The organism is Streptomyces sp. NPDC005393, from assembly GCF_040606675.1.
Classification (GTDB): domain Bacteria; phylum Actinomycetota; class Actinomycetes; order Streptomycetales; family Streptomycetaceae; genus Streptomyces.
Map to the genome: position 1 here is coordinate 1 of NZ_JBEXFG010000052.1, position 17,113 is coordinate 17,113.

At 70.7% G+C, this 17,113-nt stretch carries 18 protein-coding genes and 1 tRNA gene; 9 read left to right on the plus strand and 10 right to left on the minus strand.

The window, feature by feature from the left end:
- A partial coding sequence (locus tag ABZS71_RS30050) for a biotin/lipoyl-containing protein (protein ID WP_356215105.1) occupies positions 1 to 399 on the plus strand: 399 nt, incomplete at its 5' end.
- A 192-nt stretch (positions 400 to 591) separates the two neighbouring features.
- On the opposite strand, the gene ABZS71_RS30055 is transcribed toward ABZS71_RS30050, so the two are convergent.
- Together ABZS71_RS30055 and ABZS71_RS30060 are read right to left on the minus strand one after the other, a co-directional pair.
- A complete protein-coding gene (locus ABZS71_RS30055; RefSeq protein ID WP_355855994.1) occupies positions 592 to 777 on the minus strand; it encodes a hypothetical protein in 186 nt (61 codons plus the stop codon).
- Between the two features lie 873 nt (positions 778 to 1,650).
- Positions 1,651 to 2,565: an alpha/beta fold hydrolase gene (locus ABZS71_RS30060; protein WP_355855991.1), complete on the minus strand. Its 915-nt coding sequence runs from the start codon at positions 2,563 to 2,565 to the stop codon at positions 1,651 to 1,653.
- Positions 2,566 to 2,877: 312 nt separating this feature from the next.
- Between ABZS71_RS30060 and ABZS71_RS30065 the strand changes: the two genes are divergently transcribed.
- The 3 genes from ABZS71_RS30065 to ABZS71_RS30075 are packed head-to-tail and all read left to right on the plus strand — an operon-like array spanning position 2,878 to position 4,838.
- Positions 2,878 to 3,690 (plus strand): 4'-phosphopantetheinyl transferase superfamily protein, encoded by an 813-nt coding sequence (locus ABZS71_RS30065; RefSeq protein ID WP_356215107.1) that lies wholly within the window; start codon positions 2,878 to 2,880, stop codon positions 3,688 to 3,690.
- A gap of 23 nt (positions 3,691 to 3,713) precedes the next feature.
- The gene (locus ABZS71_RS30070; protein WP_355855985.1) at positions 3,714 to 4,589 is read left to right on the plus strand and encodes an alpha/beta hydrolase; all 876 of its coding nucleotides are present in this window, start codon (positions 3,714 to 3,716) and stop codon (positions 4,587 to 4,589) included.
- Positions 4,590 to 4,622: 33 nt separating this feature from the next.
- Positions 4,623 to 4,838, plus strand: coding sequence for a DUF2277 domain-containing protein (locus tag ABZS71_RS30075; protein WP_356215109.1), 216 nt, complete (start codon positions 4,623 to 4,625; stop codon positions 4,836 to 4,838).
- 140 nt (positions 4,839 to 4,978) lie between these two features.
- Here ABZS71_RS30075 and ABZS71_RS30080 read toward each other — a convergent pair.
- From ABZS71_RS30080 to ehuB, 6 genes are all read right to left on the minus strand, one after another.
- Positions 4,979 to 5,055, minus strand: a tRNA-Lys gene (locus ABZS71_RS30080).
- Positions 5,056 to 5,127: 72 nt separating this feature from the next.
- Positions 5,128 to 5,889 (minus strand): IclR family transcriptional regulator C-terminal domain-containing protein, encoded by a 762-nt coding sequence (locus ABZS71_RS30085; RefSeq protein ID WP_356215111.1) that lies wholly within the window; start codon positions 5,887 to 5,889, stop codon positions 5,128 to 5,130.
- Between the two features lie 258 nt (positions 5,890 to 6,147).
- Positions 6,148 to 6,918 (minus strand): ectoine/hydroxyectoine ABC transporter ATP-binding protein EhuA, encoded by a 771-nt coding sequence (gene ehuA, locus ABZS71_RS30090; RefSeq protein WP_356215155.1) that lies wholly within the window; start codon positions 6,916 to 6,918, stop codon positions 6,148 to 6,150.
- 22 nt (positions 6,919 to 6,940) lie between these two features.
- Positions 6,941 to 7,591, minus strand: a complete 651-nt coding sequence (gene ehuD / locus ABZS71_RS30095; protein WP_355855976.1) for an ectoine/hydroxyectoine ABC transporter permease subunit EhuD — start codon at positions 7,589 to 7,591, stop codon at positions 6,941 to 6,943.
- A complete protein-coding gene (gene ehuC / locus ABZS71_RS30100) occupies positions 7,588 to 8,340 on the minus strand; it encodes an ectoine/hydroxyectoine ABC transporter permease subunit EhuC (protein WP_356215113.1) in 753 nt (250 codons plus the stop codon). Before ehuC ends, ehuD begins: the two co-directional genes overlap by 4 nt.
- Complete coding sequence (gene ehuB / locus ABZS71_RS30105; RefSeq protein ID WP_355855971.1) at positions 8,337 to 9,251, minus strand: ectoine/hydroxyectoine ABC transporter substrate-binding protein EhuB; 915 nt, start codon at positions 9,249 to 9,251, stop codon at positions 8,337 to 8,339. Before ehuB ends, ehuC begins: the two co-directional genes overlap by 4 nt.
- Before the next feature lie 118 nt (positions 9,252 to 9,369).
- Between ehuB and ABZS71_RS30110 the strand changes: the two genes are divergently transcribed.
- Positions 9,370 to 9,879, plus strand: a complete 510-nt coding sequence (locus tag ABZS71_RS30110) for a DUF3830 family protein (RefSeq protein WP_355855968.1) — start codon at positions 9,370 to 9,372, stop codon at positions 9,877 to 9,879.
- 76 nt (positions 9,880 to 9,955) lie between these two features.
- Here the strand turns inward: ABZS71_RS30110 and ABZS71_RS30115 are convergent, their stop codons facing one another.
- Both ABZS71_RS30115 and ABZS71_RS30120 read right to left on the minus strand, forming a co-directional pair.
- Entirely contained in the window at positions 9,956 to 11,371 is a 1,416-nt protein-coding gene (locus tag ABZS71_RS30115) for an amidase (protein ID WP_355855965.1), read from the minus strand.
- Between the two features lie 25 nt (positions 11,372 to 11,396).
- Positions 11,397 to 12,344 (minus strand): D-2-hydroxyacid dehydrogenase, encoded by a 948-nt coding sequence (locus ABZS71_RS30120; RefSeq protein ID WP_356215115.1) that lies wholly within the window; start codon positions 12,342 to 12,344, stop codon positions 11,397 to 11,399.
- Between the two features lie 205 nt (positions 12,345 to 12,549).
- On the opposite strand from ABZS71_RS30120, the gene ABZS71_RS30125 reads away from it, so the two are divergent.
- The 4 genes from ABZS71_RS30125 (at position 12,550) to efeB (ending at position 17,009) form a co-directional block, all read left to right on the plus strand.
- Positions 12,550 to 13,521 (plus strand): decarboxylase, encoded by a 972-nt coding sequence (locus ABZS71_RS30125; RefSeq protein WP_356215117.1) that lies wholly within the window; start codon positions 12,550 to 12,552, stop codon positions 13,519 to 13,521.
- Positions 13,522 to 13,625: 104 nt separating this feature from the next.
- Positions 13,626 to 14,372 (plus strand): decarboxylase, encoded by a 747-nt coding sequence (locus ABZS71_RS30130; protein WP_356215119.1) that lies wholly within the window; start codon positions 13,626 to 13,628, stop codon positions 14,370 to 14,372.
- A gap of 187 nt (positions 14,373 to 14,559) precedes the next feature.
- Positions 14,560 to 15,792, plus strand: coding sequence for an EfeM/EfeO family lipoprotein (locus ABZS71_RS30135; protein ID WP_356215121.1), 1,233 nt, complete (start codon positions 14,560 to 14,562; stop codon positions 15,790 to 15,792).
- On the plus strand, positions 15,789 to 17,009 hold the full coding sequence (efeB, locus tag ABZS71_RS30140) for an iron uptake transporter deferrochelatase/peroxidase subunit (RefSeq protein ID WP_356215123.1): 1,221 nt from the start codon (positions 15,789 to 15,791) through the stop codon (positions 17,007 to 17,009). The genes ABZS71_RS30135 and efeB overlap by 4 nt, the downstream gene beginning before the upstream one ends.
- Positions 17,010 to 17,113 lie beyond the last annotated feature (104 nt).

The window sequence follows — 17,113 nt, forward strand, 5'->3', positions numbered from 1 at the left end:
CCCACCGGCACCGACGAAACCGAAGAGACCACCGCCCGCGAAACCGTCATCGTCGAGGTCGGCGGCAAGCGACTCGAGGTCTCCCTCCCCGCCTCACTCGCCCTGACGGTGGCACCCGGGGAGGGCGCGGGCGCCAAGAAGCCCAAGCGCAAGGCGGTCAAGAAGTCCGGCTCGGCCGCCTCCGGGGACGCCCTCGCCTCCCCGATGCAGGGCACCATCGTCAAGGTCGCCGTCTCCGAGGGCGACGCCGTGGCCGAAGGCGACCTCATCGTCGTCCTGGAGGCCATGAAGATGGAACAACCGCTGAACGCCCACCGCTCCGGCATCGTCAAAAACCTGACCGCGGCCGTCGGCGCCTCGGTCAGCTCCGGCGCGGTCGTCTGCGAGATCAAGGACTGACCGCCGCCACCCGAGGACTGACCGCCGCCACCCGGTCGACATTGGCAGGCTCCAGCCCTCAGCGGGCCGGAGCCTGCCGCTTTCTATGGCATCTTCGTGCCAGAAGACTGGGGCGCGGCGTCACGAACGCGGCACTCTGCACGAACTTGGTCTCCCCCGCGGAACGGGGGCGGGGGAGGCCAAGTGGTTGCTTCATCCCTTGAAGAGGTCTACGAGCGTGCAGCCCTGCAGCGACCGTACGAGCTGTCCGGCCAGGACCCAGCGGATCGCGGGATCGTCGTACTGCACGATCGCCTTCTCACCCGGGACGGGCAGCAGCGGGCCGGGTCGGTAACGCCTGCCGTAGACCGCGCAGATCTCGGACGCCGTGGATCGCACGGCGACATGCCCGGACAGGAGGTGCGGGCAGGACGGACCTGACCGCCCTGTTGGCACACGGCAGGCACAGGGGCGGGTGCGTGGTCAGCAGCCTTTCCGGCCAGTCGGGCCAGTCGCCGCGCCGGTCCGCGGTGAGGTACAGCACGCCGTGCCCGTCGCTGTCGGTGGGGGCGGCGCATACCTGGCACAGGAGGTTGCGCATGGCGCGGCGCTGCCGCTGGGGGTGGACGTGGCCGAGCCGCGGCCTCCCTTGCCCTCTGTTCAGGGTGCGCCGGGCCCACAGGGCCCCTCGGCTGTCACGGTCGTGCGGGAGTTCGTCGGCGTAGGCGATGCCCCGCCGGTTCTGGATGACCCGTCGGCTGACACGCTTCTCGCCGCTCCACGTGGAGACCTAGGGGATGCTCGCCACGAGCGTCCCCGTCACCGGACCATGTCCTGCGCGCCGACTGCGGCGTAGGAACTCCGTTCTGCTCGACATCAGAACGGTACCCTCGGTCGCCTCCCCGGGTACGGCCGCTCGGCCCTGGCTTGACAGCGGGGGCCGACGCCAGGCCGACCCCTGCCTGAGACCATCGGAGCAGTGGGCAAGCACGGGCGATCCGGACCGCGGAACCAGCAGCCGCCTCGCGCAACTCCGCGCGTCCAGCGCGCGGGGGCGGTTGGGCCCCGAAAAACGCTTGATCTGGCGCAACTACTACGTCAAGCGAAAAACAGAGGGCCCCTCACGGCGCCGGACCTCTCCCCCCGTTGCCTGGAAGCCGGGGTTCCGGGCTTGGCCAGGGCCCAGGGGAGCCGATGCTCCCACCACGCGCGCCCACAACGAAGGCGGCACCCGGCCGGGCCGCCACCGCCCCACAGGCGGCACGGGCCAGGTCAGTCCTTCAGGGTCCGCTCCAGGAAGCCCAGCACCGTGTCCGCGTAGATGTCCGGCTGGGTCTTGATGCCCTGGAGGTGCTCGGTGTCCGGCAGGGTGTGCACCTCGGCCAGGGGGTAGCGGTCGGCCAGTGCGCGGACCCCGGAGGCGGGGATCATGGTGTCGCGGTCGCCGGTCAGGAAGAGCATCGGTGTGCGTTCGTACGCGCCTTCGGCCGGCGGGGGCCATTGGACCCGCAGCATGGCCACGGCTGCCGACGAGGCGACCGTCTCCAGGACCTTGCGGGAGGGGCCCGTGCGCAGGGGGCCGGGGATCGGGATCCCGTCGGCGGCGACGAAGTTGCGGAACAACGGGGCCAGTTCCAGGGCCGGGCCGCTGTCGAAGATCGCCGCGTCGACGGGGCAGTCCTGTCCCCGCCTGAGCATGTAGAACGAGGGGAAGGTGGAGATGGAGAAGCCGTAGATGGCGATGCGCGCCGCCGCGTACTCCTCGAGCGAGCGCATATGGCGGACCACGGCGACCACATCGTCGGTGTGGCGGTCGCTCATGCCCCAGCAGGCCCGGTCGGCGACGCTCTTGCCGTGGTTGCGGTGGTCGAACAGGGCGACCGTATAGCCCGCCTGGCTCAGCAGCCGTGCCTGCGCCAGGCTCGCGGATTTGCTGAGGCCCAGGCCGTGTCCGAGCACCACCACCCGCTTGGGGTCGCCGGGGCAGAGCCAGACATGCAGTCCGCGGCCCTTCCCGCCGTCGAGCGGAACGTTGACATCGGTGCTGGTCAGCCCCATGTCGGCGGGCTTTTTGTGATGCGGTCTGCGGGGCGGGTGATAGATGAAGTACGAGAGGAAGGCGCCGTACAGCGGCGCCACCGGGAGGGTCACCGTAGAGGCCGCCTTCGCCAGGAATCCCGTCGCCATGGTCGCAAACCCCCATCACCGATCGTGCACGGACGTGCGCGATCGTAGTGCGGCAGCCCTGTGATCGGGTCGGCCGTGAGGCGAACGTGTCCTAACTCACCGGGGGTTCCCGGTCGGCAACAAGGCGTCACCGCAGGGGGGTTGGGATGCGGCGGACCGGCGGTGGCGGCCTCGTACGGCGGTGGGCCGCCCCCGGCGTGCCGGGCGCGCCGCTGTACCTTCGGTACGTCAGAGCGAGCGGTACGCCAGAGCGAGGCCGCCAACGACCAACGACGCAGCGGGGGAAGCGGAACAGTGTCGTTCATAAGCCCGGTGGAACCCACGCGGGAGCCCGAGCGCTGGGGCCCGGTCCGCGCCCTGCCCCGCCCCGAGGACCGTCCCGCCCCCGGCGAGGTGGCCGTATGGCTGCTGCGGATCCCGTCGTCCGTCGCCGCCGCAGCCGCCGAGGAGGGGGTGCTGGACGCCCGGGAGCGCGAGCGCGCCGCGCGGCTTCGGCATGGGACGGCGCGCGAGCGCTATGTCACCTCGCATGTGGGTCTGCGGACGCTGCTCGGCGGGTATCTCGCGATTGCCCCGGCGGACGTCGAGTTCATCCGGGAGACCTGCGGGATGCCGGGCTGCGACGAGCCGCACGGCCGCCCGGCCCTGGCGGTGGGCCACGGCACCCTGCACTTCTCCCTCTCCCACGCGGGGGACGCCGCGCTCTACGCCGTCGCCGGGGCGCCCGTCGGCGCCGATGTCGAGGAGCGGGATCCCCGGCGCGCCGGCACCCGGCTGACCGGTCTGATCGGACAGCTGCACCCGGAGGAGCAGGCGGCGGTCAACGGGCTCCCGGAGGAGCTGCGGGAAGAGGCGTTCCTGAGCTGCTGGGTACGGAAAGAGGCGTACCTCAAGGGCATCGGCACGGGGCTGCCCGGCGGGATCAGCAGCCGCCATGTCGGCATCGCCGAGGGGCTGGCGCCCGCCGACGCACCGCCCGGGCCGGACGGCTGGGCGCTCGCCGACCTCGACGCGCCGCCCGGCTATCACGCGGCCGTCGCCCTGTGCGTGGACGGCGCACCCGGCGGTCCGGCCGCCGACCGGACCCGGCCGGCGGTGACCGTGGCCGGTCTGCGGCTGGGCTGATCCGCGCGGGTACAGTCGGTGCTATGCCGCACCTCGATGTGGAACTCTCGGCAGGCACCATCGAGTACGAGGACACCGGCGGTGACGGGCCCGTCGCCGTGCTCCTGCACGGCGTCGCCATGGACGGCTCGCTGTGGCGCGATGTGGTCGCCGCGCTGCGCCCCGACATCCGATGCGTCGTCCCCACCCTTCCGCTCGGCGGCCATCGCCGCCCGATGCGCCCCGACGCGGATCTGTCGGTGCTGGGGGTGGCCCGGCTGGTCGCCGAGTTCCTGGAGCGGCTCGATCTCACGGACGTCACGCTGGCGATGAACGACTGGGGCGGGGCGCAGGCACTGGTCGCCGACGGGCGCGACGAGCGGATCGGCAAGCTCGTGATCACCTCCTGCGAGGCGTTCGAGAACTTCCCGCCGGGCCTTCCCGGCGCCAATCTGCGGACCGCCGTCAGGGTTCCGGGCGGGCTGGGCGCCGCCTTCGGCCTGCTGAAGCTGGCGCCGCTGCGGCGGCTGCCGATGACCTGGGGCTGGATGACCAAGCGCCCGGTGCCGTCCGAGGTGATGGACGCATGGCTCCAGCCGCTGTGGACCTCCCCGGAGATCCGGCGCGACCTGCGGAAATACGTACGCGGCGTACCACCGGTGGACGAGCTGCTGCGCTGGGCCGAGGCGCTGCGCACGTTCGACCGCCCGGCCCTGGTGGCGTGGGCGTCCGAGGACCGCGTCATGCCGCCGGAGCACGGTCTGCGGCTGGCCGGGCTCCTTCCACAGGGGCAGCTTGTCGAGATCCCCGACAGCTACACCCTGATCCCCGAGGACCAGCCGGGGCGGCTGGCGGAGCTGATGCGCGCGTTTGTGCTGGACGGCGGCGGTGTCGGCGCCGGCGGCGGCCCAGCGGCATAGCCGCTGTCGGACCCCGGGCGTACCGTCGTCGGTATGTGCAGATCCATCAAGACACTCCGCCCGCCGTACGCCGAGACGGTGACCGAGGAGGACATGCGGGCGGCGGCGCTGCAGTACGTCCGCAAGATCTCGGGCTTCAGCCGGCCCGCCGCGCATAACGCTGCGGCCTTCGACAGGGCTGTCGAGGCGGTCGCCGCCGCGACGGGGGAGCTGCTGAGCTCGCTGGAGGTACGGGGCGGGGCCCGCTGACGGGCTGCCCGCCGGAGCGCGGCAGGAAATCGATCATGGCAAGGGCATCGCTGACGTCCCCCAGCGCGTCATCCCGCCAGGCGAAACGCAACCGGGGTTTCTCGGAAAACCGAGAAACCCCAGGTCAGTGGCGTAAGCCATGGTGCGCCGCCAGGGACTCGAACCCCGGACCCGCTGATTAAGAGTCAGCTGCTCTAACCAACTGAGCTAGCGGCGCCTGCTGACGACATAAATACTACCTGGTCCGCGAGGTGGTTTTGACCACCGCGATCCAGGGCAGGGCGCGGGCTCAGATGGTGAGGGAGAGCAGCATCGGGGCCGCCTCCCGGTTGAGGGTGTAGGCGGCCTGACGCAGTCGGTGGGCGTGGGCCAGGGGGAGTGAGAGGGCCAGACAGCCCACCGAGTGCCCGGCCGTGATCGGGACGGCGGCGCAGACCGTGCCGACCGCGTATTCCTGCAGGTCAAGCACGGGTACGGTGGCGGGCTGGCTGTCCAGCTTACGGAACAGCACCTTCTCGCTGGTGGTCGTGCGGGAGGTGAGCCGCACCGTCTTGTGGCGGGAGAGATGGTCGCGGCGGCCGTCGTGGTCGAGCTGGGTGAGCAGACATTTGCCGATCGCCATCGCATGGGCCGCGGAGCGGAAGTCCACCCACTCATTGACCTTGGGCATCCGCGGCCCGTCGGCATACTGGGTGATCTTGACTTCGCCGTCGACATAGCGGCTGAGGTAGACCGCCGCGCCCACCGAGTCGCGCAGCGCGGTGAGCGCCTTCTGGAGCTTGGTCTCGACGGCGTGACCGTGGCCGGAGCCGGCCGAGCCCAGCAGGCTCAGGGATTCGCCACCGACGTACCCCCCGTCGGCGATCTGCTCCACATAGCCCTCGCGGCGCAGCATCGGCAGTAGCTCGGCGAGCTGGTGCGCCGGCAGCCGGGTTTCGCGGGCGATCGCGGCGTCGCTCACGCCGGAGGAGTGTTTGGCGACGACCTCCAGGATGCGGAGGGCGTGCTGCACCGAGTGGAACGGCGCGGTCGGCTCGGGCCTGAGCGCCACGGTTTCCCCCCTCGCAGGTTGTGACCGCTTGCGTCATTGCCATCGCTGCAGGTCACGGCGGTGGGACAGCCCGCACTGTACCCGCGCGGCGCGGCTTTCTACCACGATAGCCGCCAAGGGCCGCGTTCGGAGCGGGTGTTGACCATATTGCCGCCGAGCCCCGCCCCGCTCAGCAGCGGCGCATCGCTCTGGCATATGCCATGAGCATGCCCCCGCCGTCCTCGGCGGGGGCAATCGCCCGATCAAGGGTCCGGTGGCCTAGAGAACGGCGCTCAGGAACTCCCGTGTGCGCTCATGCTCCGGCTCCGTGAAGATCTTCTCCGGCGGCCCGGACTCGATGACCCGGCCCGCGTCGAACATCAGTACATCGTCGGAGATGTCCCGCGCGAAGTTCATCTCATGGGTGACGCAGAGCATCGTGATGTCCGTCGTGTGAGCGATATCACGCAGTACGTCCAGCACCCCGGCCACCAGCTCCGGGTCCAGCGCCGAGGTCACCTCGTCCAGCAGCATCACCTGCGGCCGCATCGCCAGCGCCCGTGCGATCGCCACCCGCTGCTGCTGCCCGCCGGACAACTGCGTGGGGTACGCGTCGCACCTGTCCCCGAGGCCGACCAGGTCGAGCAGCTCCCGCGCCCGCGTCTCGGCCTCGTCCTTGTCCAGGCCGAGCACATGCACCGGGGCCTCGGTGATGTTCCGCAGCACCCGCATATTGGGGAAGAGGTTGAACTGCTGGAAGACCATGCCGATCTTCTTGCGCACCTCACGGGTGTGCTTCTCGCCCGCCGGGACCAGCTTGCCCCCCTTGTCCTCATGGGTGAGGTAGTCCCCGTCGACCTTGATCGTGCCCTCGTCCGGCTTGATCAGGGTCATCAGCAGCCGCAGGATCGTGGTCTTGCCCGATCCCGAGGGGCCGATGAGGGTGACGTGCTTACCGGAGGACACCGAGAAGTCGAGGTTGTCCAGGACCGTATTGCTGCCGAAGCGCTTGGTCACCCGGTCGAAGCGGATCAGTTCACTGCCGTCCACGGCAGGGTTCGTGTGGTCGGTTTCAGTGGCCAAGACGACGCTCCAGGGTTCGCATCAGAAGGGAAGCCGGATAGGCGATGAGGATGAAGGCGATGCCGACCATCGTGTAGGGCTCGATGTACTGGAAGGACGTCGCGCCTTCCGCGCGCGCCTTCTGCAGCATGTCGACGACGCCGATCAGCGCGAGCATCGGGGAGTCCTTCAGCATCGCGATGACGTAGTTGCCCAGCGCGGGCACCACCCGGCGGATCGCCTGCGGCAGGATCACCGCGGTCCAGGTACGGCCACGGGAGAGGCTGAGCGCGGTAGCCGCCTCCCACTGGCCCTTCGGCACACCGTCGATACCGGCCCGGTAGACCTCGGCGGTGTACGTCGAGTAGTGCAGACCGAGCGCGATCACCCCGGTGGTCAGCGCCGAGAACTTGATGTCCCAGGTCGGCAGCACGTAGTAGAAGAAGAACAGCTGCACCAGCAGCGGAGTGTTGCGGATGAACTCCACGACCGCGGCCACCGGCCAGCGGACGAAGCGGGTCGGCGAACGGAAGGCCATCGCCCACACCAGGCCGAGCGCGAACGCCAGGACCGAGCCCAGGGCGGTCGCCTCCAGGGTGATCAGCAGGCCGTGCCCCAGCTCGGGGAAGAAGTCCTTGGCCACGTCCCAGTGCCAGGTCATGAGGGACCTCCCGACGTGATGATGTTGGACGACTGCTCGGTCTCCTGGCGGGCGGAAAGGTTCCGGGTGACCAGGGGACCCTTGTCTTCCTTGACCGGACCCTGGCCGATGCCCGCCTTGGCACGCCGCTCCAGCAGTCGCATCAGCCGGGTGAGGATGAAGGCCAGCACGAAGTAGAGGGCGAGGATGATCGCGTAGATCTCCAGGCTGTCACCGGTCGCCAGCCGCGAGAGCTGGGCGGCGAAGGTGATGTCGGCGACGCTCACGGCGGAGACCAGGGCGGTCGCCTTCAACAGCTCGATCAGCAGATTGTTGAAGGGCGGGATCATCTCGGGTATCGCCTGCGGCAGGATCACCCGGCGCATCCGCTGCGCGGGGGTGAGGCTGAGCGCGATGGCCGCCTCGCGCTGCGCCGGGGCGACGGCGGCGATCGCGCCGCGCACGATCTCGGATCCGTACGCCCCATAGGTGAGGCCGAGGGCCAGCACCGCCGCCCACATCGACACCAGTTGGTACCCGAAGGCCAGCGGCAGGACGAAGAACAGCCAGAACATCAGCACCAGGGCCGAGGTGCCGCGGAAGACCTCCACATAGAAGCCCGTCAGAAAGCGGACGATCCACCGCGGGGAGGTGCGCGCGATGCCGATGCCGAACGCGACGACGGCGGCGAAGACCGCGCTGTACAGGGTCAGCTGGATCGTGATCCAGATGCCCGGGAAAAGCCAGTGTTCCCACAGCCCGGCTGTCATGAGCACAGCTCCTTGGCGGTCAGATCGGTCATCTCTTCCTTGGTGAAGCCGAAGGGCCGCACGATGCGCAGCAGCTCCCCGCTCTTCTTCATCTTGTGCAGCTCGATGTTGAAGGCATCGCGGAGCTTGGTCTCCTCCGGGCGGAAGGCGAAGCCGCCCGCGCCGATGTCCGGTTTGCCGTCGACCATCGCCTGGAACGGCTCGGTGGCCTCGGCCCGCCGGCTGTTCCGCTGCTTCACCACGTTGTGGACGGTCACGGTCGTGCCCGCGAAGACATCGGCCCGGCCCTGCTCCACCGCCAGCAGCCCGGCCAGCTGATCCGGCAGGATCAGCATGTCGCTCTGCTTGATCCCGGCGGCTTCCGCGTACCCGATCTGCGCATAAGCGGTACCGGTGGCCATTTTGGCCTTGTGCTTGGCGATGTCGTGGTAATTATGGAGATTCTTCGGGTTCCCCTTGCGCACGATGAACCCGTCGCGCATGCGGTAGTCGGGATCGGAGAAGATCACCTGGGCGCAGCGCTCGGGGTTGATGTACATCCCCGCGGAGACCACGTCGAACTGCTGCGAGCGGAGCCCCGGGATCAGCGAGCCGAACTCGGTCGGCACCGGCTGGACCTTGTCCACTCCCAGTCGCTTGAAGATGACCTTCGCGATCTCGGGTGCCTCGCCGGTGAAGTCGCCGTTCTCGTTGATGTAGCCGAATGGGATCTCCCCCGCGATTCCCAGTCGGACCGTGCCTTGCGACCTCAGCCGCTCCAGCAGATTACCTCCGTCCTTGGCGTCAGAGCTGGACACCCGGCTGCAGCCGACCGCGCCCAGCAGACCCAGGGCCGCACCGCCGACGAGAAGTGATCGTCGGTTTGTCCCTTTTTCTCTGCTTTCGATGTCATTCCCACGTGGTGGAGCCATGGGCGCGTGGCTACCCGAACACCCGGAAAATATGCGGACCGTTTTCAGCCCTTGATACAGGCGATGCTGGGTATGCCCCTACGACAGGATGGTTCCGAAGCGACCTGGAGGAATGTCGATGGTTGACCGAGCCGACCGGTTCATCGAGGTCTCGCTCGACAAGCGTGGGGTGACCTGTACGGCCAAACTCCTCGACGACCGCGCGCCGATCACCTGTGAGGCGGTCTGGAACGCGCTGCCGCTGGGCGGCGATGTGTATCACGCCAAGTACGCGCGCAACGAGATCTACGCGCTGCTGCCGCCCTTCGCCCCCGAGGAACCTCCGCTGGAGAACCCGACGATCACCCCCATCCCGGGTGACCTGTGCTATTTCACCTTCTCGGACACCCAGCTCGGGACGAAGTCGTACGGGTACGAGGTGGAGGCCAAGCACCAGGGGCGGCGTCAGGTCATCGATCTCGCGCTCTTCTACGAGCGGAACAATCTGCTCATCAACGGCGACGCGGGCTGGGTCCCGGGCATCGTCTGGGGCTCGGTCGTCGATGGCCTCGACCGGATGGCGGACGCCTGCCAGGACCTGTGGCGGGCCGGGGCGTTGGGGGAGACCCTGAGCTTCCGCCGGGCATGACGCACCGCCGGGCGTAACGCGCCGCCGGACGGGCCGGGTGCGGCCCGTCCGGCGCTCTGTGCCGCTCTGACGGCCGTCAGACGGCCGGCGGCCGTACCCCGTCCGCCACCCCCGCCTCGTACAGCGCGTGCGCCGCGCGCAGGACGAGCGCGTCCGCATGCCGCGCCCCGACCAGCTGCACCCCGATCGGCAGGCCCTCGGCCGACAGACCGCACGGCACCGAGGCCGCCGGCTGCTGGGTCATGTTGAAGGGGTAGGTGAACGGCGTCCAGCCCGTCCACCGGGTGTGCTCCGACCCCTTGGGCACCTCGCCCCCCGCCTCGAACGCGGTGATCGGCAACGTCGGTGTGACCAGCAGGTCGTACGCGGAGTGGAACCGCCCCATGACCTGGCCGAGCGCCATACGGACGTCCACGGCCGCCAGATAGTCCAGCGCGCTGTACGCGGCCCCCTGGGCGCAGATCTCGCGCAGCCCCGGATCCAGCAGCTCCCACCGCTCCTGCCCCAGCGGCTGCACCACCCGCGCCGCACCACTGAACCACAGGGTGTGGAATGCCTCCACCGGGTCCTCGATCCCCGGGTCGATCTCCTCGACCACCGCGCCCAGGCCCTCCAGCAGGTCCACCGCCCGCCGTACCGCGGCGGCCACCTCCGGGTCGACCGCGGCCGAACCGCCGAGCGCCGGGCTGTAGGCGACCCGCAGTCCGTCCACGGATCCGCCGCCCGCCGTGACCGCGTCGCGGAAACCACCTTCGGGGGGTGCCAGTTGCGACCAGTCGCGCCAGTCCGGACCGGAGATGACGTCCATAAGGAGCGCGGCGTCCGCCGCGTCCCGGGTCATCGGGCCCACATGGGCCAGCGTCCCGAAGGCGCTCGCCGGATAGAGCGGAACCCTCCCATAGGTGGGTTTCAGCGCGAAGACGCCGCAGAAAGACGCCGGGATACGGACCGAGCCCCCGCCGTCCGTCCCCAGGCTCAGCGGACCCGCGCCGAGCGCGACCGCGGCCGCGCTGCCGCCGCTGGAGCCGCCCGCGGTGCGCAGCGGATCGTACGGATTGCCGGTCACCCCGTGGAGCGGGCTGTCCGTGACGCCTTTCCAGCCGAACTCCGGCGTCGTCGTCTTGCCCACGAACACCGCGCCGTGCTCACGCAGCCGGGCCACCGAGGGCGCGTCCTCGTCCCACGCCTGCCCCTCGGCCCGTACGGTCCGCGAACCGCGCAGCGTGGGGGCGCCGCGCAGCAGCAGGATGTCCTTCACCGACACCGGCACGCCGTCCACCAGACCCGCGGGAGTGCCGCGCCGCCATCGCTCCGCGGACTCCTCCGCCTGCCGCAGCGCGCCCTCGGCGTCCACCCGGGTGAAGGCGTTGACCTCCGGCTGGATCTGCTCGATCCGGTGGAGCACGGCGCGGGCCGCCTCGACGGGAGAGAGATCGCCGGAGGCGTACCCCGCCACGAGTTGAACAGCTGTCAGGTCGTGAATGTCGGTCATCCGGCTCTCCGTTCAGGGCGTGCGTTCAGTCCACCGGTACGTAGCCGAGGCGTTTGTCGACGATGTTGAGCAGCGGCTCGCCCGCGCACCAGCGGTCGTAGTTGTCCTCGAACTGCTCGGCCAGATGGTCGCGCCAGCCGACCGTGTCGCCGCTCATATGGGGCGAGACGAACAGCCCCGGCACATCCCACAGGGGGTCGTCGGCGGCCAGCGGCTCATGTTCGAAGACATCCAGCGCCGCACCGCCGATGCGCCGCGCGACCAGGGCCGCCGTCAGGTCCTTCTCGACGACCAGCGGGCCGCGGCCGACGTTGATGAACCGGGCGGTGGACCGCATCCGGTCGAAGGCGGTCCGGTCGAACATCCCGCGCGTGGCGTCGGTGAGCGGCGCCGCGCACACCACCCAGTCGGCCCGCGAGAGCAGCTCGGGCAGCTCGTCGCCGCCGTGCACACCCTCCCGCGCGGTGCGCCCCACCAGGTCGACCACCACGCCGAGCGCGGCCAGGGTGGAGCCGATCGCCCGGCCGATGGGGCCGGCGCCGACGACGACCGCGCGCGACCCGGCCAGCCGCATCGTCTCCCGGTGCTGCCAGCGGCGCTGCCGCTGGAGCTCCCAGCTTCCGGGGAAGTCCTTGGCCATGGCGATGACCAGGCCCGCGACGTACTCGGCGATCGGCTGCTCGAAGACGCCGCGCGCATTGGTCAGCACCGTGTCGGACGCGATGAGTTCGGGGGACAGCAGCCGATCCACCCCGGCGCTCGCGGTGTGCACCCAGCGGGGCCTGGGCCCCTTGCCGGGCCAGGCGTCGCGGACCGCGTCGGAGGTGAAGTCCCAGACCAGGAGCACATCCGCGACGGGCAGCAGCTCGGGTAGGGAATCCTCGTCGCAGACCAGGACCTTGGCCCGGCCGGCCAGCCGGTCCAGGCGGACGGGCGGTTGATCGCCGAAGACGACAACTGTGCTTTCGGACATAGACGGGAAACCGTTTCGAAACGTGGGTGGGTTTGGCGGGGCAGTGTCCGGGCAGACGCCAGAGTTTGAGGATTGACCACGCTAGGCAGCGGAAACTACCGTCGTCAACAACAACGTCTGTCCCGGCGTCCCGGCTTGAGGCCGGTGTCTTTCTCTGTATCTCTGGCCAAAGGTCCAGTCCCTCCGTTCCGTATTGGGGCTCGATATGGACGTCTCTTTTCTGGGTGGCCCACTGCCGCAGCGCGGGGTGGGGGTGGTCGCACCGTTCGACTTCGCGCTCGACCGGGAGCTGTGGCGCTGGGTGCCGGACGAGGTCTCCTTGCACCTCACCCGTACCCCGTTCGTACCGGTCGAGGTGAGCCTCGACCTGGCCCGGCTCGTGAGTGAGCACGAGACCTTGCACGAGGCGGTGCGGGCGCTGAGCGCGGTCGCACCGGAAGTGGTGGCGTACGCCTGCACCTCGGGCAGCTTCGTCGGCGGGGTGGCCGGCGAGCGCGCGATGTGCGCGGCGATGACCCAAGCGGGCGAACTTCCGTCGCTGACCACCTCGGGCGCGCTGCTGGAGGCACTGCGGGAGATCGGCGCGCGGCGGATCGCGGTGGTCACGCCGTACACCCGGTCGGTGACCGATTCGCTCGAGGAGTACCTCGGCGAGGCCGGTATGACCGTCACCGGGCGGGCGTACCTCGGACTGACCCGGCACATCTGGAAGGTGCCGTACCGCGATGTGGTCGACATGGCGCGGCAGGCGGTGGTCGGGGCGACCGACGCCCTGTTCATCAGCTGCACCAACTTGCCGACCTACGACGTGATTCCGCAGCTGGAGGCGGAGTTGCGGATGCCCGTGCTGTCCGCGAACCAGGTGACGATGTGGGCGGCGTTGCGGGCGATCGGCGCCCAGGCCGTCGGGCCCTACCAGGCGCTGCTGGACCCGGCCGCCCGATCCGGTCCGGCGGGGATGGCGGCGTGGCCGGCGAGCGGTCCGGGCCGGGGGGCGGTGGATCCCATCGTCGATTCGGTGGTCGACTCCGTGGTCGACAAGCCCGAGGCGGCGCTGGCCGGGGCCGCGTCGCCGGCGCCGGACGGGGATCCGGCCGACGGCCTCGATCCGGGGTTCGGGCCCGGGATCGGGGAGGGCCCGTATCTGGACGACCCGGGAGGCCCGTCGCCGAGGTGAGGGCATCTGCCGGGCGGGAGCGGAACCCGCCGGGCGGCCGCGGTGTATGAGAAGTGACAGTGCAAGGGGCGGCGCTCGCGGGGGCCGCCGGTAAGGAGGCAGTCATGGTGGACACGACGCGGCCGGCCCCGGACACGGTGGGCTTTCTCTACCCGGGATATTCCGCCGAGGACGACTATGCGTGGCTGGAGGGGATCCTGGGCGGCGGGGTCCGGCTTCCCCTGGTCCACACCGACATCGGCGAGGACGCCCACCGGGTGGACGCCCTGCTGGAGATGGGGGCGGCGGCGCGCCTCGCGGCCGGGGTCGCCGAGCTCGCGGAGCGCGGTGCGCGGGCCGTGGTCTGGGCCTGCACCAGCGCCAGCTTCGTCTTCGGCTGGGAGGGCGCGCGGGAGCAGGTCCGCGAGCTGAGCGAGACGGCCGGGCTGCCCGCCTCCAGCACCTCCTTCGCCTTCGCCCACGCGGTGCGGGCGCTGGGCGCCGAGCGGGTCGCCATCGCGGCGACCTACCCGGAGGATGTCGCCGAGCACTTCAGGACTTTTCTGAAGGCGGCGGGCGCGGAAGTGGTCTCGACGCGCGGCAGCGGCATCATCACTGCCGCCGAGGTCGGCACCTGGGGCCGGGAGGAGGTGCTGCGTCTCGCCCGCACCGGAGACCACCCCGAGGCACAGGCGGTGCTCCTTCCGGATACGGCTCTGCACACCGCGGCCTGGCTGCCCGATCTGGAGGCGGAGCTGGGCAAGCCGGTGCTCACGGCAAATCAGGTCACGGTCTGGGAGGGGCTGCGGCTGCTGGGCCGTGAGCCGGTCCATGACCGGCTGGGCACGCTGTTCATCGGGGGCGGTCGGTGACGGCGGCGGCCGGAGAGGGTGGCAGCGGCGGCCGGGAGCGGCGGGGCCGGCCGCGGCGAGGCCCGGTGCAGCAGCCGGCCGGGTGGCGGGAGCGGGCGGTGACGGGTCGGTGAAGTCCGGCGGAATTCCAGCTTTCTCTTTCTTCGCCGACGCGTTCCGTTTGCCGAACTGTGTCTAGCATGCAGCCGTGCGTCACCTTCAGCTCTCCCTCCTCCGGCCGTCATCTCGTCAGCTGCTGGTCGCCGGGGCGGTGACGGCCGCCGCGGCCGCCGGGGTCGGCGCGATGACCGTCGGCGGGGGCTCGTCGGACGGCCATCGCCCACAGGCTTCCGCTCGCCCGTCGGACGGGCTTCGGCACACCTCGGTCGAGATCTCCGAGGGGGGCTGTGGCCGTGGCTGGACCCATCCGAGCCGTGGCAAGCAGGTCTTCGATCTGCGGAACACCTCCAGCAGGGCGGCCGAGGTCTATCTCACCAATCCGGCGAACGGTGCCGTCTACGGCGAGGTGGACGGCCTGGGCCCCGGGACCAGCCGGCCGCTGCGGGTCACGCTCGGCGGAGGTTCCTACGCCTTTCTCTGTCTGCCCGACGACGCGGACGCGGTCACCGGCCCGACCGTCACCGTGGCCGGACCGGCGCGCGGCGGCGGGCCGTCCGCCCTCCCGGTCACCCAGCAGGATCTGATCCCGCCCACCATCGCCTACCAGAAGTGGGTCCAGGACCGGATGGGGGAGCTGGTGCGGAAGACCGACGCGCTGCGCTCGGCCGTCCGCGGCGGCGATCTGGCCGCGGCCCGCGCGGCCTGGCTGCCCGCCCATCTGGTGTACGAGCGGCTGGGCGCCGCCTATGGCACCTTCGGTGAGGCCGACGGGGCGATCAACGGCACCGCGGCGGGGCTGTCCGGCGGCGTCCGCGACCCGCACTTCACCGGCTTCCACCGCATCGAGTACGGCCTGTGGCACGGCGAGTCCGCGAGCGCCCTGCGCGCAGTCGCCGACCGGCTCGACAAGGATGTCCGCGGGCTGCGGGACGACTGGCCCGGGCAGCGGATGGACCCTGGCGACCTGGGCCTGCGGGCGCACGAGATCATGGAGAACACCGTGCAGTTCGAGCTGACCGGCCGCACCGACTACGGCAGCGGCACCACTGTGGCCACCGCCCGCGCCAATCTGGACGGCACCCGGGCCGTGCTGCGCTGTCTGGACCCGGTGCTGACGTCCCGGGACCCCGGGCTGCGGGAGCTGAGGGCCTGGCTGGAGCGCACCCAGCACACCCTGGACGGTGCGCACCACGGGGACCACTGGACCCCGGTGGACAAGCTGAGCCGCACGGGGCGTGAGAAGCTGAACGCCGATATGGGCGCGCTGGTGGAGCGGCTGGCGGATGTGGCGGCGCTGACGGATGTACGGAGGACCCGGTGAGCGAGGTGCTGCGGCGGGGCTTTCTGCGGGGCGCGGCGGCGGGCACGGTCGGCGCGGTGGCGGGCGCTGCCGCGGTCCCGGCCGCGGCGCGGTCGAGCCAGCGGCAGGGGGCGCCCGCCCGTATCCCCTTCCACGGCGCCCATCAGGCCGGAATCCTCACCCCGCCCCAGCGGGCGACCGCGTTCATCGCCTTCGATGCCACGGCCGAGGGCCGTAAGGAGCTGGCCGACGCCTTCCGTACCCTCACCGAGCGCTGCCGGTTCCTCACCACCGGCGGCACCCCGGACCCGGCCGGGATCACCGCCCCGCCCGTCGACTCCGGCACCCTGGGCCCGCAGGTGGCCGCCGACCGGCTGACGGCGACGGTCGGTGTGGGCGCCTCGCTCTTCGACGAGCGGTACGGGCTGAAGGACCGCAAGCCGCGGCGGCTGCGCACGATGCCGTCCTTCCCGGACGACGATCTCGACGCCGGCTGGTGCCATGGCGATCTGAGCCTCCAGCTCTGCGCGGAGAGTCCGGACACGGTCCTGCACGCCCTGCGCGATATCGCCCGGCACACCCGGGGCGCGCTCCAGGTGCGCTGGCGCCTGGACGGCTTCGTCAGCCCGCCGCGCCCCTCCGGCACCCCGCGCAACCACATGGGGTTCAAGGACGGCACCGCCAACCCGGATGCCGGCGACGCCCGCCAGATGGACCGTCTGGTGTGGACGGGCGCCCACTCCGGTGAGCCGGGCTGGGCGGTCGGCGGCAGCTATCAGGTCATCCGGCTGATCCGGATGCTGGTGGAGTTCTGGGACCGGGTGTCGATCACCGAGCAGGAGCGGATGCTCGGCCGCAGCCGGGAGACGGGCGCACCGCTGGACGGGCGGCACGAGTTCGACACCCCGCGGTACGCACAGGACCCCAAGGGCGACATCATCCCGCTGGACAGCCATATCCGGCGGGCCGATCCGCGCACCGCGCACAGCGAGGACCAGCGAATACTGCGCCGCGCGTACAACTACGACCGGGGCATGGACGGGAACGGCAATCTCGATATGGGCCTGATGTTCTGCTGCTACCAGCAGGATCTCGTGCGGCAGTTCGAGACGGTGCAGAAGCGGTTGGCGGGTGAGCCGCTGGTCGACTACATCACCCCCTTCGGGGGCGGCTATTTCTACGCGCTGCCCGGCGCCAAGGACCGTACCGACTGGTTGGGACGGACCCTTCTGTCCTGATCAGCGCCGAGTGTCGCACCACCACCCGGTCAAGAACACCTCAAGAGTTCCTTGGGTTTTCCTGACCCTCTGTTCACTCGGCAGCCTCCATGGATTCCATCGGA

Bases quoted from the DNA above. Each gene is read 5' to 3' on its own strand.
- ABZS71_RS30060 (WP_355855991.1), bottom strand. From the start codon at position 2,565: ATGGCGACGGGATTCCTGGCGAAGGCGGCCTCTACGGTGACCCTCCCG.
- ABZS71_RS30070 (WP_355855985.1), top strand. From the start codon at position 3,714: ATGCCGCACCTCGATGTGGAACTCTCGGCAGGCACCATCGAGTACGAG.
- ABZS71_RS30075 (WP_356215109.1), top strand. From the start codon at position 4,623: ATGTGCAGATCCATCAAGACACTCCGCCCGCCGTACGCCGAGACGGTG.
- ehuD (WP_355855976.1), bottom strand. From the start codon at position 7,591: ATGACCTGGCACTGGGACGTGGCCAAGGACTTCTTCCCCGAGCTGGGG.
- ehuC (WP_356215113.1), bottom strand. From the start codon at position 8,340: ATGACAGCCGGGCTGTGGGAACACTGGCTTTTCCCGGGCATCTGGATC.
- ehuB (WP_355855971.1), bottom strand. From the start codon at position 9,251: ATGGCTCCACCACGTGGGAATGACATCGAAAGCAGAGAAAAAGGGACA.
- ABZS71_RS30110 (WP_355855968.1), top strand. From the start codon at position 9,370: ATGGTTGACCGAGCCGACCGGTTCATCGAGGTCTCGCTCGACAAGCGT.
- ABZS71_RS30115 (WP_355855965.1), bottom strand. From the start codon at position 11,371: ATGACCGACATTCACGACCTGACAGCTGTTCAACTCGTGGCGGGGTAC.
- ABZS71_RS30120 (WP_356215115.1), bottom strand. From the start codon at position 12,344: ATGTCCGAAAGCACAGTTGTCGTCTTCGGCGATCAACCGCCCGTCCGC.
- ABZS71_RS30125 (WP_356215117.1), top strand. From the start codon at position 12,550: ATGGACGTCTCTTTTCTGGGTGGCCCACTGCCGCAGCGCGGGGTGGGG.
- ABZS71_RS30130 (WP_356215119.1), top strand. From the start codon at position 13,626: ATGGTGGACACGACGCGGCCGGCCCCGGACACGGTGGGCTTTCTCTAC.